Here is a 14,934-nt window from a genome sequence, read left to right as displayed (position 1 = left end):
CGAAAGCTAAAGCCCATGTCCTCGATCCGATTTTCAGCTTGCATCAGGTCGCAGCAATCTGAAAGCCTGAATCTTCCGCCAATGCGGAGAGACTGAAAACCGGCCAAGTCATGCCATCCTGATCAAATTCGAATTGAACATATTTTAAAAATTTATCGTCTGTGAAATGCGTCTTTCTCGCAGTCTCCCTGGCAAAATGACGCATGCCGACCATCTCACCTACCAAAACCCCGGTGAATCCACTTCCCAGGGTGATCACAAGCACCCGGCTGCGTCTGCCATGCCGGGTTCTTTTACCGATGAGATAGAGCTGTAGGTCAACTACCGGAATAAGAGTCCCGCGTACATTCGCCACTCCCATCATCCAGGGCTTGGAACCTGGTACGGGCGTTAATGAAGAGGGATGGTTGAGAATCTCTTTCACACTACTCAATGGGGCGACGAATCGGTCATCCCCGACATAGAACATCACGCCTTCCCAATAGCTCTGTATCAGCTTCTGCTGTGGGAGACCATAGGCTCTATCCCTACAGCGCTGTTCCAGTTCCGCGAGAAGCTCCACTACAGCTTGTGGTGTCTCAAGCGAAGCGGCAGGCGCAAGGGTTGTATCAGGCATCGATCAACGCCTTGATCTTATTCAGCAATTCAGCAGGGGCCACAGGTTTTACCAAGTATTCCGTGGCACCTTGGCGCATACCCCAGTTTTTATCTGTCTGCTGACCCTTGGTGGTAACCATAATGACCGGTATATTTGCCGTGGAGTCATTATTTTTCAGCTGTCTGGTGGCCTGGAAGCCGTTCAGGACGGGCATCACCACATCCATGAGTATGATGTCAGGCAGTTCCTGCATGGCTATATCGACACCTTCTTGGCCATCCTTCGCTACAAGTATTTGATATCCTTGTTTTTCCAGGATTTTTTTGAAGATATGGATCTCAGTAGGCGAATCATCGACCACCAGAACCCTGGCCTTTGTGTGAGTCGACACCGGCACATCAGTTTCGACGGATTGTTCGCGACCCTTGCGAAATATATTTTTCATCATCGTCTTTCTCTATCCGGTGGTTTCCTGCCTTATCGGCTGATGTCAAGATGTCTTTAAAAAGTCATGCTGCATGATTGACATAGCGTTTGATTGCTCCGAGTAATTCATCCTTGGTAAACGGCTTGGTAAGGTACTGCTCCGATCCGACAATGCGTCCACGAGCCCTGTCGAACAGTCCATCCTTGCTCGAGAGCATGATCACAGGAATATTCTTGAAGACATCGTTATGTTTGATCAGGGCACATGTCTGGTAGCCATCGAGCCGCGGCATCATGATATCGACGAAAATCACATCCGGATGGTGATCGGCAATCTTCGCCAACGCTTCGAAACCATCTGTGGCAGTTGTGACTTCACACCCTGCCTTCTTCAAAAGGCTTTCGGCTGTCCTTCGGATAGTTTTACTATCATCGATGACCATGACCTTTACACCGGAGATGTCCATTGCATTCTCATCACCGCTCACATCAAAACCCTCATGTCACGGACCTAATAAAATCTGCATCAAAGCCGGGGTCGCAAGAGAACCCAGCAATCTGACGATGCACTAAAGCACAGAGGTTCATCCTTCCGGCACCACGGTTGTCAGTCCCCACAGCTGCCACAATTGCATACCACCTCTGTAGTAAAAAATTTTGTTGGCTGGGTAACCCACACTCAAGAGCCCTTTGATAGCCCTGGGAGATTGCCCGCATTCCGGACCATTACACCAGAGAACGAGCTCTTTGGCATTGCTGAAATCCCATTTATCCGTTTTTCCTTCGCTATTGATAATGCCCATTTTCTCAAGCTTGCGGGAGAAAGCACCAACCTCACCCCTGGACTTACCCCCGAAAAGCTTCAACGCATCATCATTCTCAGGCGTACCTACTTTGCTGAGTACAGTAAAAGGTATGTTGATCGATCCGGGGATGGTGCCACGTTCAAACCATTCAGGGGTACGGGCATCAATCAGGAATCCCCGGTCATCACGCAATGTCGTCTGCATAAAGTCGAACAGCTCAACCTCACCGACCGTAGCCACCCTGGGATCCACCTGCATGGGCTGAAGGCAGAACGGCGGGCATTTCCGGGCAGTCTTTGCATAGTAGCCCTTGAGCACATATTCAGGGTCCTGGACCCGTTGAACCCTCACCGACTGCCCCTTATGGATGACGTGAAGATAGGATTGATTACCAGTGAGCTTGATTTCCAGTTCCTTTCCAGCCTGCGGCTCATCCGCAAATGCCTGCAACGACAAGATCGATATCAAGACTGCCATGGTTCCAGATTGAAATCTTCTCATGTAGATGACCCTTCTTTGTTGCCCAACCGAGCCTTGAAATATAGTACTTATGGACATCTAAACCCTACATATCAATCTATTGGCTGAGGAAACGATCCATAATTTTCTTACGTATTTCATCGATTGACGCCCCACCTTTGTACTCTTCAAAAACCTCTTCGCGAGAACGCCGCGGTAATTTCTTGTAGAAAGTAAAGCTCCCCATGTAGCTTGCTCTAAGATCATCCTCAAATGCCTGTAAACTCGGCCCCTCAACCCCCCCAGGATCGTCAGCTTCACTTTTCAGGGTGGTTTCAGTTGATTCCACCTTTTCAGCCTCAATCGATATGGCTGATAGGTATGGATCCTCTTCAGCGATGCTGAACTGCATGAATAAGAGCATTGTGCACAGCGCAAAAATCTTGTTTTTCAACAAGATATAAAATTCGCATGTGATACGGGCGGACCGTGTCGCCATCGCAACACACCTCATAATGATTTAAGTTAATTCCGTGATACTACCCTCTCCGTATGCGGGGACACACCTACAAAAATGTCCTCTACACCGGGCCTTTTGCATTTACCACGCATATAACACTCTCAAAATAGCAAGACAGCCTGCATGCATCAAGAATATACTTCCCAATTCATAAACTTAAAGCTTGCATTAAGTTTTTATGTGCCATATGTAAGTCACCATATCGGCAATAAATTTAAAAACTTAACTACGTTTTTCCACAATAAGATACCTTTATGACTATTCAACTCGGCGTAGTAATGGACCCTATCGGTACCATCAAGATCCAAAAAGACAGCACCTTCGCAATGTTGCTGGCCGCCCAGGCCCGGAACTGGCCGATTCACTATATGGAACAGAAAAATCTCTCCATGCGGGACGGTGTCTGTTGGGCGACAACCAGGGAGTTACGCCTTTGGGACGACAGCTCCAAATGGTTCGAGTTTGGTGAAAGACACCAGCTCCCCCTACATCAGCTGGACTTGGTGCTGATGCGCAAAGATCCTCCATTCGATATGGAGTACATCTATTCGACCTATCTGTTGGAGCAGGCTGAAATGCAAGGCTGCCTGGTGGTCAACCGCCCCAACAGTCTGCGAGATGCCAATGAAAAGTTGTTCACCAGCCACTTTCCCCAGTGCACTCCACCCACCCTGGTCACCCGAAATGGCGATGAGATCCGTGATTTTCACCAGCAATACGGGGATGTGATACTGAAACCCCTGGGTGGCATGGGTGGCGAGTCAATTTTTCGGATTCCTCAGAACGACCCAAATCTGGGTGTAATCATTGAGACATTGACCCTGCACGGCGGCCGATACGCCATGGCTCAACGATTCATTCCGGAGATTTCAAATGGCGACAAGCGTATACTCATGATAGATGGAGAGCCCATACCCTATGCCCTGGCAAGAATCCCCGCAGAAGGTGAGACCAGGGGTAATTTGGCGGTTGGTGGCAGGGGTGAGGGCATGCCTCTCACAGACCGGGATCGATGGATTGCCGAACAGGTGGGGCCGGTACTCAAGTCAAGGGGCATACTGTTTGCCGGACTCGATGTTATCGGTGACTATCTCACTGAGATAAACGTCACCAGTCCCACCTGTATCAGAGAGCTGGATAGTCAGTATGGACTGGATATCGCATCTGATCTAATGGATGCGATTAGCAACAAGCTAGACAAATGATAATCATCGGAAAACAGACAGATCTTCTGGGAGTGAGCCTCTTCGTTGCTGCCTGCATCCATGCTTTCATTATTTTAGGTATCACCTTCAAACCGACCGATAAAGGCAAACCTGAATTTCGCCAGCAAAGCCTGGAGGTCATGGTGGTTCGTCATCCTACCGGAGAGAACAAGAGTGATGACAAACCCGATTTTCTCGCCCAAACCAGTCAGCAAGGCGGTGGTGAGGAGCTTGATAAAATAAAACCCCAGGTTTCAGAGGCGGCAACATCTTTACCTCTACCGATGCCGGAACTTCCCGCACCCGCAAAACTGGAGACCCAGCAACATCAACAGCCTCAGCTCACCACCGAACTCTCCATGGTGAAGCTGCCTGCTCCGCCACCTCAGGAGGCGCCTCCGCCAACGCCTACGACCAAACAGCTGCTAAGCAGCAAGGAACTGGAGATTGCCAGGGTAACTGCGGATTTGGAGCAGAAGACCCGGGCCTATGCAAAAATGCCCAAGCGCAAATCGATAAACGCCAGTACTAAGGAGTATAAATATGCCGCATATCTGGACGCCTGGCGGCGAAAAGTGGAACGCATAGGTAATCTCAACTACCCCGACCAGGCTAAAAGAAGCAAGCTGTATGGCAATCTGGTGTTACACGTGGCGGTTAAAGCCGATGGCAGCGTCGAGCATGTCAAGGTGCTCCACTCTTCCGGGCATAAGATCCTTGATGATGCCGCCGTGCGAATCGTACGCCTGGCAGCTCCCTTCTCTCCCTTTCCCAATGAGATCAGAAAAGAGACTGATATCCTTGATATTACCCGCACCTGGCAGTTTTTGCGCAGCGGCAAGCTCTACTCGCAATAGCTATTGCAGCCGGCCACCTGCAACTGGATACTATAGCCCATGGGTACACACACCAATTTAACCGATCATTTCCTCATTGCAATGCCACGTCTTGAGGACCCCAATTTTTTTCATACCGTCACCTATATCTGTGAGCACACCGCTGACGGCGCCATGGGTATAGTCGTAAATCGCCCTATGGATCTCTATCTGGCGGATATATTCGAGCAACTGGAAATAGCGATCAGCACAGACAAAATCGCCAAACAATCCGTCTATATAGGCGGCCCGGTACAGAGTGACCGGGGATTCGTACTGCACGACTCCAGCACCGAGTGGGCATCGACACTCAAGGTCACCGCCGAGATCAGTGTTACGACTTCACTGGACATTCTGGAAGCCATCGCCGCGGGAAAGGGTCCTCAACACAATCTCGTTGCCCTTGGGTATGCCGGCTGGGGTGCGGGTCAACTTGAGAGTGAACTGGCACAGAATGCCTGGCTGAGCGGACCGGCCGCAAGTGAGATTATCTTCAAGCGGGCCAGCAAGGAACGTTGGCAGGCAGCCGCCGACCTGCTCGGCGTGGACCTGAGCCTGTTAAGCGGCGATACTGGTCACGCTTAGGGCCTGATAACACTAATCCAATCGGCCCTGTTACCCCTGAAAAAGCGCCAATCAAGGCGCGAGGAGTGAGGTTTGGTGATTCCAAATGAACGACGAGCAACACAGAGTGGCGCTTTTTCAGGGGTAACCCGAAGGACTGGGGCTATTTTTCCGCCCAGCAGAGCTGATTGGATTAGTGTTAACAGGCCCTAGGGTAGAATATAGGCGATTGCGAGTGGGCACCTTGCTAGGGTTTGATTACGGTAGCCGTAAAATAGGCGTCGCGGTCGGGCAAACGGTGACAGGAACGGCAACCGCACTGGAGACCTTACACTTGGTCAATCATAGGCCCGACTGGGAACGCATTGAGTCTCTAATCAATGAGTGGAGACCCCAGGCCCTGGTCGTCGGACTGCCGCTCGATGTGGATGACAGTGAAACAGATGCCACACAACCAGCTTTACGCTTCTCACGACAGCTTGAGGGGAGATTTCATATCAAGGTCTATCTGGCTGATGAGCGATTCAGCTCCTTCGAGGCCAGGGATAGACTGGGCCATAAAGCCAAGCGATTGGAAGATTATGACGCTGTTGCAGCCAAGCTTATTTTGGAAACCTGGTTAAATGAACTATAGAAAAACATTTATGGATGCCAACGAAGTCCAACCCTTGGTGGGCCGCATGGCGGATAAGGTTGGTTCTCTGCTGAATACGAGGGGGATCAGCGATCCATTGATGATCGGCATCCGTACCGGTGGTGTCTGGTTAGCGGAAATTCTGCATGCCCAACTTGGGGTGAATGACCCTCTTGGTACACTGGACATCTCTTTCTACCGGGATGATTTCACCCGCATTGGCATGAATCCGGAGGTTCATCCCTCCAATCTCCCAATACCTGTGGATGATCGCCATATCGTCCTGATAGATGACGTACTGCATACAGGCAGGACCATCCGCGCCGCACTGAATGAGATTTTCGACTATGGACGCCCTGCTTCGATCATCCTGGCCACCCTGGTCGATCGCAGCGGCCGCGAGCTACCGATACAGCCAGACGTGGTTGGACTGCATCCAGAGTTGGAACAGAATCAGCACATCACCTTGATCGGGCCAGAACCACTCGGATTGGTGATCGGAACCAAGACAAATCGAAATTCCCGAATTGATGAACAAGGTTAGACGGTTATGAGTTCCAGTAACACAACCCTGCAACTGGACGAGGAACAAAGACTACTCCACTTCCTCACCATCGATGGACTGAATAGGGCGATACTGACTGAAATTCTAGATGCGGCGGAAGGATTTACCGGGGTCTCGGAAAGGACCATAAAAAAAGTCCCTTTATGTCGAGGCAAGGTAGTTGCCAATCTCTTCTTCGAGACCAGCACCCGCACACGAACCACTTTTGAATTGGCAGCCAAACGCCTCTCGGCGGACGTCATCAACCTCAACATCAGCGCATCCGCCACATCCAAAGGCGAAACCCTGCTCGATACCCTGCGCAACCTGGAAGCGATGCACGTGGATATGTTCGTGGTGCGCCACGCCAGCAGTGGCGCCGCCCATTTCATCGCCCATCACGCCGACCGGGGGGTCGGGGTGATCAATGCCGGCGACGGTCGCCATGCCCACCCCACCCAGGCAATGCTGGACATGTTCACCATCCGTCGCCACAAAGGTGAATTCGCCGGCCTTCGGGTAGCCATCGTCGGAGATGTGCTTCACTCCCGGGTGGCCCGTTCGCAAATTCTCGCCCTCAACACACTCGGGGTCTCGGAAGTCCGGGTGGTGGCCCCGCGCACACTGCTGCCGTCGGATACCCGCAGTCTCGGTGTGCATGTCTATCACAACATGGAGGAGGGAATCTGGGATGTGGACGTCATCATAATGCTGCGTCTGCAAAAGGAGCGTATGCAGGGGGCACTGCTTCCTTCCGAGCATGAGTACTTCAGTCTCTACGGCCTCACTGAAAGACGCCTGGCACTGGCAGACTCGGATGCCATCGTCATGCATCCCGGGCCTATCAACCGTGGTGTCGAAATGGACTCCCAGGTAGCTGACGGTTCCAAATCGGTAATCCTGCAACAGGTGAGTTACGGCATCGCCATACGCATGGCGGTGATCTCCAAGGTGATAGGCACCCAAAACCTGAGCATGCAGGAGGAGGTGGCGGGATGAAAAAGAAAAAAGACATCTCTATCCTCGGCGGTCGGATCATCGATCCGGCAAACGCCATTGACCGGGTCACCGACATCCATATCTCCGGTGGTAAGGTCCTCTGTCTCGATACCCCCCCGAGGGAGTTTCAACCGACAGTCACCATCGACGCCACCAACCAAGTAGTCTGTCCGGGCCTGATCGACCTCAGCGCAAATCTGCGCGAACCCGGGGCGGAGCACAAGGCCACCATCGCCAGCGAAACCCTGGCGGCAGCCAGCAGCGGGATCACTACAATTTGCTGCACCCCAGATACTTATCCTGTCATCGACACCCCTGCCGTGGTTGGACAGATCCGACATAAGGCGCGTAAAGCCGGGTATTGCCGCCTGTTACCCCAGGGCGCTCTGACCCAAGCACTGAAAGGTGAACGGCTGAGTGAGATGGCAGCGCTCAAGGCAGCAGGATGCATAGCTGTGACCAATGCCTATACCCCATTGGCCAACACCCTGGTTCAACGCCGTGCCATGGAGTACGCAGCGACCTTCAATCTCTTGATCATGCTACGACCTGAAGATCAACATCTCAGCAACAACGGATGCGCCCATGAAGGCAAGGTTGCAGATCGACTGGGGCTACCAGGTATACCTGAGGCGGCTGAAACCGTGGCGGTGGCTCGTGACCTGGCCTTGGCGGAGACAACAGATGCAGTGATCCACTTTCATACCCTATCCAGTGCCAGTGCGGCCCGAACCATGGCCTGGGCCAAGCGTGAAGGAAGACGGGTCAGTGCCGATGTCGCCATCCACCAACTACACTTGAGTGAAACCGATATCGAGGGCTTCGACAGCAATCATCACGTCAGGCCGCCGCTGCGCAATGACAGTGATCGCGACGGCCTGCGGGAGGCAGTCGCAAAGAATGTCATTCAGGCGATCTGCTCCGATCACCAACCCCATGAAGCCGACGCCAAGGCGTCACCCTTCCCGGATACCGAGCCTGGGATTTCGGGGCTCGAGACCCTGTTACCTCTTACCCTGAAACTCGTCGACCAGGGGGTACTTGGTCTGAGCGACGCTATCGCTCGTCTGACCTGTGGTCCGGCGGACATTCTCGGCTTGCGCATGGGACGATTGAACCCAGGCCACTCCGCGGACATCTGTATCTTCGATCCCCGCCAACACTGGATAGTAGACAGGGATAAAATGATAAGCGCCGGCAAGAACACACCCTTCACAGGCTGGGAGATGCCGGGACGGGTCACACACACTCTCTTAAAGGGCCGATTGGTCTACACAAGGGACTGATAGCACCCATGAATACAACGCAACGTGACACCATCTTTCTTGAAGATGCCGAAATCCTTTCCCACCAGGCCTTCGCCGGTGATCAATTCATCATGCGCCTGCTTGCCCCCCACTGTGCCCTTAAGGCATTGCCCGGCAGTTTCGTGCATATTACCTGTGATCCGCAACTGCCAATGCGCCGCCCGATATCTATCATGCGTTGCTCGGCCAAACACGGCTGGATCGAGTTGCTCTACAAACGTGTAGGCAAAGGCACCAGTTTGCTGGCACAGCGTACCACCGGGGAGAGGATCAGTCTTTTGGGTCCTATCGGAAACCCCTTTACACCCTCCCCGAAGCGCAACAAACCCCTATTGATCGGTGGCGGCGTGGGTATGCCGCCGATGGTTTTTCTGGCGGATAGCCTGCGCAGAGACCCGCACAAACAGCCGTTTGTGATTCTCGGCTCAGAGGTCCCGTTTCCTTTTCAGCCAACACCCTCGCAAATCATCATTCCCGGGCTCGCGGATGGGGTGATCGCCAGCATGCCACTCCTGGACGACTGGGGGATTGGTTGCAGGCTTGCCAGCCTGCAGGGCTTTGCCGGCTGCTTTCAAGGCTATGTCACTGAGCTGGCGGAGCAATGGATCCGGTCTCTCAACATGCAGGCATTGAGTGAGGTTGAGATTTTTGCCTGTGGCCCCCACCCAATGCTGGAAGCGGTTGCGCAACTGGCTGCCGCCCATGATATCCCCTGCCAGGTCTCGCTGGAGGAGTTCATGGCCTGTGGTGTTGGCGGTTGTGCAGGATGTGTCGTGGAAGTACAGACACCGCAGGGACCCGCGATGAAACGGGTCTGCGTCGATGGCCCGGTATTCAATGCAGAGACCGTGTTTGTCTGATACCGGTCAGGCCCTGCCGCAGTTGAAACCGATTGTCCTGGTTATATAAAACACACCTTCTCTCAAAAGCGATGGACAAAACCGAGGCTGGCAGATTCAAGTATATAGTCCACATTATGAATATCGCCAACTGCATAACGAAGCCACTCGAATGTCAGTGCATTCTGTTCATCAGCATACAACTCGAGCCCAACCCCATAGCCGATCGCTGTCTCATCCACACTGCTGAAGCCGGGTACATTTCCGGAGAATCGTGTCACGCCCCCTAGGGCATAGAGTCGGGTACGTTTATTGATGAGAGGGAGATTACCCCTGGCATAGATGCTCACCAGGTAGTCGATCTGATAGCTGTGACCATCGACAACATCCTCCCCAAACAGGCCTATCTGCCCCTCTACAGCGAGAAACGGATTGAACTCGAAGCCACCACGCGCGAGCAAGCCGGGGCTTCGAAAACCAGCACTGGAGTCATCCTCCTTGTATTGTGGAGAGGAGACCATAACACCGATATAGCGATTTCCATCGATACCAGCACCCTGAACAGACTCCTCAGCGTTGCCTGCAGACGACAAGAGTAGGCAACCGCTAACAAGAACAACATTTAGGAATTTCATTGATCCCCTCCCTGAACTATACAAACAACAGAAATTATCCATGCCCAAGTCTTACCATGACATAGGTGAAAAAACAGCAGCATCAGCTGCCCCAGCCCTTGTTTCGCGCCTTGTTTGTCCACACCCAGACATATGCGATACCACTGACCAAGGTTGTAAAACCGGTTGCCCAGGTGAGCCAGGAAAGCAGTTGCTCAGGCAGGGCGAGCGGTCCCGCATCTGTCACAATCAACAATACCAGTACAATCTGCAACAGGGTATTCAGTTTGCTGATCAGGCTCGGGTTGGCATCCAACTCTTCAATGCTGAAATTGTAATAGAGCGCCCCCCCCATGATGGTCAGATCCCGGAAAATAACCAGCATCACCAACCACACGGGTATCAGCCCCAATCCACCCAGCACCAGAAATGAACTCATCAGCAGGGCCTTGTCGGCTAATGGATCGAGCAAACCACCCAGGTGGCTCTGCCAACCAAGCCGCTTGGCGAGAAAACCGTCAAGACCGTCTGAAAAACCGGCCACAGCGAACAGAATCAGGGCATAGGAGAATTCATGCTCAAACAATAACCAGACAATAGGGATAGTCAATAATATACGCAGAACACTGATCAGGTTTGGGATATCCTTACTCTGCATCAGAATGGTTACTCCGTTTCACGCTAGCGTAAGCGATAAACCAGGCTTTCGCCAACTAATACCTCTGAATTTTTATTTTCAATAGATGCATCAAGCTCAATCGATTCCACCGGCTCGAGTACTGCTCCAAGCTGAATCCCTCGCTCCAACGCCTCCCTGCTGCCATGGATACGGACCTTGAAATTTACCTTTTCAGTATCGGCCGACAACAGATCGAGTTGTTCGATCATTGCCAGTGATTGCAGATACTCCTTGACCAAAACGTAATCCGCCAAACGTGTAAGTCCATGCACACGAATCCTGATTTCGGTTTCCCCCAGACTTGCCTGCTGTGGGGCGTAACGCAGCGCCAGCGCATCCACGGCTTGATTTAATCCACCGCTGGCAAGTGCCAGTTTACTATTCCCGTTGGCCTGCCACCGGTTGACCTTGTCTGGAAGATAGAGCAACCATTCACCCCGCCAACTGCGACCGCCCTGTTGGGTCATACGGCCAACAAGAATCACATCAGGCTGATAACGCGCAGAGGCACGACGGATGTTAGCTTCAAAACCACCCCACAGATCACTTACCCGGATTGCATTACGATCCTCAATATCCATGAGCGGCCAAAGGAAAGATATCCCCCTTGACCTGCCCAACTTGTCCAATCGCTGTCTCAGTTGCCGTTCCCGCTCCATTGACAATAGGTCGCGTCGTGGACCCTGCTCCTGTCCCAGCCAAACCAGAATGGATGGTCGTGTGCCACCCCACACCGGCACACCACTCTCACGCAGCAGACGATTCACCGCCCGTTCATCGAAGCGCACCCATAACAATCGATCCGGCGAATCCGACCCAGCATTCGAATTGGTGTTCTCGAGTGCCTGATAACGGTATTGCTGAACATAAGCAGACGCTTTTTTGAGGATCCCGGGAATCTGCGCATGGTTCAGCAGGCCGCGATCCCCACTCACCTTCACGATTACACTGGCGAACGCGTTGCGTATACCATCCGCCCTGGTTTGCGCGCTCTGTCCTTCAACCGGAACTGCCGCCTCATAGAGATTTCCCACCCGCTCGGCAGATGCCCATGGTGCGGATAAAAGAGCAGCCAAAACCAATATCCACCGGGAAGCCACCTTGAATCGAGTTTGAGTCATAAATTGCCACACATCACAAAAGTTCGCTGATTGTCACTATATTCGTTATCTGGTTATCCCGATGCAAGACCCTGGGCCGATCAGGGGGCCAACCTGGTGAAACAGCTGTTTCGGATAGTCGAATAACAGGAAATCTTAACGCGCCAGCAGAAAAGATGAAAATCAGGGTGCTCACAACTCTCACCGAGTCCCGTTTCTTCTGTTAAAATCCGGCTTTGAATCACCTCAGAAGCCGGAGTATCTTCCCGTGGCGTATGAATCCAAACCCAGCAGTCCCACATCACTCAGCTACCGGGACGCCGGTGTCGACATCGATGCAGGCAATACCCTAGTCGAACGTATCAAACCGATTGTTAAACAGACCTTCCGTTCAGGCGTACTCGCCGGACTCGGGGGTTTTGGCGCGCTCTTTGAACTGCCCCTGGATCGTTATCGGGAACCGGTGCTCGTCTCAGGCACGGACGGGGTGGGCACCAAACTGAAACTGGCACTGGAACTCGATCGCCATGACTCGATCGGTATCGATCTGGTGGCAATGTGCGTCAACGATATCGTGGTCGCAGGTGCCGAACCCCTGTTCTTTCTCGACTACTACGCCACGGGAAAACTGGATGTGGGGATCGCCGCCGACGTAGTGCAGGGAATCGCGGCCGGTTGTCAGCAGGCCGGCGCGGCCCTGACGGGCGGCGAAACAGCGGAAATGCCAGGCATGTACGCGGAAGGAGATTACGATCTGGCCGGTTTCTGCGTCGGCATTGCCGAAAAGAGCCGGCTGATACTTCCCGAGAATGTCCAGCAAGGTGATGTCCTGATTGGCTTGGCCTCATCAGGCCCCCACTCAAATGGCTACTCCCTGGTACGCAAGATTCTCCAGGTGAGTGACGCAAATCTGCACCAACCCTTCCAGGATGCCACCCTGGGTGAGGCGCTGCTCACACCGACCCGAATCTACGTCAAACCCCTGTTGGCATTGATGCAGGAGGTGGAGATTCATGCCCTGGCCCATATTACCGGGGGCGGCCTGCCCGAAAACCTACCCCGGGTGCTGCCGGAGGGCTGCAAAGCGGTAATCGATACTGGCAGCTGGCAGCTTCCGCCCATATTCGAATGGTTGCAAACCCAAGGCAAGCTGGCCAACAGTGAGCTGCTGCGTACCTTCAACAGCGGCGTCGGCATGGTTGTCTGTGTGGCCCAACAAGATGCAGAAACCGCCTTGAAACTGCTCAATGACTCGGGCGAAACCGCCTGGTTGCTGGGGGCAATTGAATCCACCGATAACACTGATATCAGAGTTGAAATCAACGGACCTCTTGCGTGAATTCAGCATCCAAACTCCCGGTGGTGGTACTGATATCCGGCAATGGGAGCAATCTACAGGCCATTATTGAAGCCACCGAGGAGAATCTCCCCATAGAGATACGCGCCGTGATCGGCAACCTGCCGGATATCATCGGTTTGCAACGGGCCAAGCTGGCCGGGATTGAAACAGCCATCCTCAGTCACAAAACCTTCCCCGACCGGGAAAGCTATGACCATGCACTGATGAAATTGATCGACAGCTACGCACCGGACCTCCTGGTACTGGCCGGTTTCATGCGCATTCTCACCCCGGGGTTCGTCCGCCACTATGCCGGACGGGTGTTGAATATTCATCCCTCACTACTGCCCAAATATACGGGATTGAACACACATCAACGGGTGCTGGATGCCCAGGATCGACTACACGGTGCCAGCATCCATTTCGTCACCGAGGATCTGGACGGCGGACCGGTGGTGGTACAGGCCCAGGTAAGAGTCGAGACCGACGACAACGCCGAAAGTCTGGCCGCCAGAGTGTTACAAAAGGAGCATTTGATCTATCCTCTGGCGATACGCTGGTTCGCTGAAAAAAGACTATCAATGGATGAGAAAGGCAAGGTGGTAATGGATGGCAAACGGCTTGAAAAGCCCGTGGTATTCGCCCCTCAGGATTCCATCGGGTAACTGCGCAATGACAAGGCTCCGATACTGCATCGGCTGGCTGTTGCTAATGACTGCACTTAGCTGTTGCATACCTCTGCATGCCGATGAAGGACAGTTGTTGAAACCCTTTTCTGCCACCTTCAGTGTTAAACGCAATATCATTCCTCTGGGTGAACTCGAGCTTGAGTTCAAAGTGAATGAACAAGGTGAATATCACTATCATGCCCATACCTTGCCTGGGATGTTTGTGGCTTGGTTCAGTGCCGACGAGATCATCGAAGAGAGTTATGGAACGATGCACAGCGGTTCTATCAAGCCAATCAGTTATACCTACAATGACCAGGGAGAAGAGGATGATCGGGCTGAACTGAAATTTGATTGGCAGGTGGGTGAGGTCCATACCACCAGTAGCGGTATCACCTGGTCACAATCCATCACGGCTGGCACCCAGGACAGGCTCAGTCAACAACTGCTCGTGCGTCTGCACCTGGCCGAGGGCAGGAAGGATATTTCCTACCAAGTGGCGGATGGTGGAAAGATAAAGAGTTATCGATTCCTGGTCGAGGGTGAGGAAAATATCGACACGCCCTATGGTCAGATGCGCTGTTTACGGGTGCGAAGAAGCAAGGAGTCACGCAAACCGGACTACACCATTTGGTTTGCCCCTGAGCTGGACTACCTACCGGTGCAAATCGAGCGTCAACAGTCCGGGCGTCTCTACCGGATGGTTCTGGATGAGATCACTCAAGAGACAAGTGAAGATTAGACCGGATCCCAGGGCA

19 protein-coding genes are annotated in these 14,934 nt (G+C 52.9%); 11 read left to right on the top strand and 8 right to left on the bottom strand.

The genetic code is table 11. The features are described 5' to 3' along the window. Positions 1–43: 43 nt before the first annotated feature. The 5 genes from R2K28_RS03260 to R2K28_RS03240 all read right to left on the bottom strand — a co-directional run bounded on the left by R2K28_RS03260 (position 44) and on the right by R2K28_RS03240 (position 2,788). Entirely contained in the window at positions 44–616 is a 573-nt protein-coding gene (locus R2K28_RS03260; protein ID WP_316367965.1) for a chemotaxis protein CheW, read from the bottom strand. Further along, on the bottom strand, positions 609–1,043 hold the full coding sequence (locus R2K28_RS03255; protein WP_316369673.1) for a response regulator: 435 nt from the start codon (positions 1,041–1,043) through the stop codon (positions 609–611). Before R2K28_RS03255 ends, R2K28_RS03260 begins: the two co-directional genes overlap by 8 nt. Positions 1,044–1,107: 64 nt before the next feature. Continuing rightward, on the bottom strand, positions 1,108–1,491 hold the full coding sequence (gene pilG, locus R2K28_RS03250) for a twitching motility response regulator PilG (RefSeq protein ID WP_116444474.1): 384 nt from the start codon (positions 1,489–1,491) through the stop codon (positions 1,108–1,110). A gap of 117 nt (positions 1,492–1,608) precedes the next feature. After that, entirely contained in the window at positions 1,609–2,307 is a 699-nt protein-coding gene (locus R2K28_RS03245) for a rhodanese-like domain-containing protein (RefSeq protein ID WP_316367964.1), read from the bottom strand. 100 nt (positions 2,308–2,407) lie between these two features. Beyond that, positions 2,408–2,788: a hypothetical protein gene (locus tag R2K28_RS03240; RefSeq protein ID WP_316367963.1), complete on the bottom strand. Its 381-nt coding sequence runs from the start codon at positions 2,786–2,788 to the stop codon at positions 2,408–2,410. A gap of 275 nt (positions 2,789–3,063) precedes the next feature. Here R2K28_RS03240 and gshB point away from each other — a divergent pair, with 275 nt between their 5' ends. The 8 genes from gshB (at position 3,064) to R2K28_RS03200 (ending at position 9,797) form a co-directional block, all read left to right on the top strand. Next, entirely contained in the window at positions 3,064–4,014 is a 951-nt protein-coding gene (gene gshB, locus R2K28_RS03235) for a glutathione synthase (protein ID WP_316367962.1), read from the top strand. Then, positions 4,011–4,871, top strand: coding sequence for an energy transducer TonB (locus R2K28_RS03230; protein ID WP_316367960.1), 861 nt, complete (start codon positions 4,011–4,013; stop codon positions 4,869–4,871). The genes gshB and R2K28_RS03230 overlap by 4 nt, the downstream gene beginning before the upstream one ends. Before the next feature lie 39 nt (positions 4,872–4,910). Further along, positions 4,911–5,474 carry a YqgE/AlgH family protein gene (locus R2K28_RS03225; protein ID WP_316367959.1) on the top strand — a complete coding sequence of 188 codons (564 nt, stop codon included), beginning with the start codon at positions 4,911–4,913 and terminating at the stop codon, positions 5,472–5,474. A 214-nt stretch (positions 5,475–5,688) separates the two neighbouring features. Continuing rightward, entirely contained in the window at positions 5,689–6,087 is a 399-nt protein-coding gene (gene ruvX, locus R2K28_RS03220) for a Holliday junction resolvase RuvX (RefSeq protein ID WP_316367958.1), read from the top strand. Beyond that, a complete protein-coding gene (gene pyrR / locus R2K28_RS03215) occupies positions 6,077–6,631 on the top strand; it encodes a bifunctional pyr operon transcriptional regulator/uracil phosphoribosyltransferase PyrR (protein WP_316367957.1) in 555 nt (184 codons plus the stop codon). Before ruvX ends, pyrR begins: the two co-directional genes overlap by 11 nt. 6 nt (positions 6,632–6,637) lie before the next feature. Then, positions 6,638–7,630, top strand: coding sequence for an aspartate carbamoyltransferase catalytic subunit (locus tag R2K28_RS03210; RefSeq protein WP_316367956.1), 993 nt, complete (start codon positions 6,638–6,640; stop codon positions 7,628–7,630). Continuing rightward, complete coding sequence (locus R2K28_RS03205) at positions 7,627–8,916, top strand: dihydroorotase (protein ID WP_316367955.1); 1,290 nt, start codon at positions 7,627–7,629, stop codon at positions 8,914–8,916. The genes R2K28_RS03210 and R2K28_RS03205 overlap by 4 nt, the downstream gene beginning before the upstream one ends. An 8-nt stretch (positions 8,917–8,924) precedes the next feature. After that, a complete protein-coding gene (locus R2K28_RS03200) occupies positions 8,925–9,797 on the top strand; it encodes a dihydroorotate dehydrogenase electron transfer subunit (RefSeq protein WP_316367954.1) in 873 nt (290 codons plus the stop codon). A gap of 62 nt (positions 9,798–9,859) precedes the next feature. On the opposite strand, the gene R2K28_RS03195 is transcribed toward R2K28_RS03200, so the two are convergent. From R2K28_RS03195 to R2K28_RS03185, 3 genes are all read right to left on the bottom strand, one after another. Beyond that, the gene (locus R2K28_RS03195) at positions 9,860–10,411 is read right to left on the bottom strand and encodes an outer membrane beta-barrel protein (protein ID WP_316367953.1); all 552 of its coding nucleotides are present in this window, start codon (positions 10,409–10,411) and stop codon (positions 9,860–9,862) included. An 82-nt stretch (positions 10,412–10,493) separates the two neighbouring features. After that, positions 10,494–11,048, bottom strand: a complete 555-nt coding sequence (locus R2K28_RS03190; protein WP_316367952.1) for a CDP-alcohol phosphatidyltransferase family protein — start codon at positions 11,046–11,048, stop codon at positions 10,494–10,496. Positions 11,049–11,071: 23 nt separating this feature from the next. Next, positions 11,072–12,145: a DUF2066 domain-containing protein gene (locus R2K28_RS03185; RefSeq protein WP_316367951.1), complete on the bottom strand. Its 1,074-nt coding sequence runs from the start codon at positions 12,143–12,145 to the stop codon at positions 11,072–11,074. A 292-nt stretch (positions 12,146–12,437) separates the two neighbouring features. Between R2K28_RS03185 and purM the strand changes: the two genes are divergently transcribed. The 3 genes from purM to R2K28_RS03170 are packed head-to-tail and all read left to right on the top strand — an operon-like array spanning position 12,438 to position 14,918. Next, on the top strand, positions 12,438–13,508 hold the full coding sequence (gene purM / locus R2K28_RS03180) for a phosphoribosylformylglycinamidine cyclo-ligase (RefSeq protein ID WP_316367950.1): 1,071 nt from the start codon (positions 12,438–12,440) through the stop codon (positions 13,506–13,508). Next, positions 13,505–14,173: a phosphoribosylglycinamide formyltransferase gene (purN, locus tag R2K28_RS03175; RefSeq protein ID WP_316367949.1), complete on the top strand. Its 669-nt coding sequence runs from the start codon at positions 13,505–13,507 to the stop codon at positions 14,171–14,173. The genes purM and purN overlap by 4 nt, the downstream gene beginning before the upstream one ends. A gap of 46 nt (positions 14,174–14,219) precedes the next feature. Then, positions 14,220–14,918 carry a DUF3108 domain-containing protein gene (locus R2K28_RS03170; RefSeq protein WP_316367948.1) on the top strand — a complete coding sequence of 233 codons (699 nt, stop codon included), beginning with the start codon at positions 14,220–14,222 and terminating at the stop codon, positions 14,916–14,918. Positions 14,919–14,934: the final 16 nt, after the last annotated feature.

Source organism: Candidatus Thiodiazotropha sp. CDECU1, from assembly GCF_963455295.1.
Taxonomy (GTDB): domain Bacteria; phylum Pseudomonadota; class Gammaproteobacteria; order Chromatiales; family Chromatiaceae; genus Thiodiazotropha.
This window is presented reverse-complemented; position numbering and strand designations above follow the sequence as displayed.

Bases quoted from the DNA above. Each gene is read 5' to 3' on its own strand.
- R2K28_RS03260 (WP_316367965.1), bottom strand. From the start codon at position 616: ATGCCTGATACAACCCTTGCGCCTGCCGCTTCGCTTGAGACACCACAA.
- R2K28_RS03255 (WP_316369673.1), bottom strand. From the start codon at position 1,043: ATGAAAAATATATTTCGCAAGGGTCGCGAACAATCCGTCGAAACTGAT.
- pilG (WP_116444474.1), bottom strand. From the start codon at position 1,491: ATGGACATCTCCGGTGTAAAGGTCATGGTCATCGATGATAGTAAAACT.
- R2K28_RS03245 (WP_316367964.1), bottom strand. From the start codon at position 2,307: ATGGCAGTCTTGATATCGATCTTGTCGTTGCAGGCATTTGCGGATGAG.
- R2K28_RS03240 (WP_316367963.1), bottom strand. From the start codon at position 2,788: ATGGCGACACGGTCCGCCCGTATCACATGCGAATTTTATATCTTGTTG.
- gshB (WP_316367962.1), top strand. From the start codon at position 3,064: ATGACTATTCAACTCGGCGTAGTAATGGACCCTATCGGTACCATCAAG.
- R2K28_RS03230 (WP_316367960.1), top strand. From the start codon at position 4,011: ATGATAATCATCGGAAAACAGACAGATCTTCTGGGAGTGAGCCTCTTC.
- R2K28_RS03225 (WP_316367959.1), top strand. From the start codon at position 4,911: ATGGGTACACACACCAATTTAACCGATCATTTCCTCATTGCAATGCCA.
- pyrR (WP_316367957.1), top strand. From the start codon at position 6,077: ATGAACTATAGAAAAACATTTATGGATGCCAACGAAGTCCAACCCTTG.
- R2K28_RS03210 (WP_316367956.1), top strand. From the start codon at position 6,638: ATGAGTTCCAGTAACACAACCCTGCAACTGGACGAGGAACAAAGACTA.
- R2K28_RS03205 (WP_316367955.1), top strand. From the start codon at position 7,627: ATGAAAAAGAAAAAAGACATCTCTATCCTCGGCGGTCGGATCATCGAT.
- R2K28_RS03200 (WP_316367954.1), top strand. From the start codon at position 8,925: ATGAATACAACGCAACGTGACACCATCTTTCTTGAAGATGCCGAAATC.
- R2K28_RS03195 (WP_316367953.1), bottom strand. From the start codon at position 10,411: ATGAAATTCCTAAATGTTGTTCTTGTTAGCGGTTGCCTACTCTTGTCG.
- R2K28_RS03190 (WP_316367952.1), bottom strand. From the start codon at position 11,048: ATGCAGAGTAAGGATATCCCAAACCTGATCAGTGTTCTGCGTATATTA.
- R2K28_RS03170 (WP_316367948.1), top strand. From the start codon at position 14,220: ATGACTGCACTTAGCTGTTGCATACCTCTGCATGCCGATGAAGGACAG.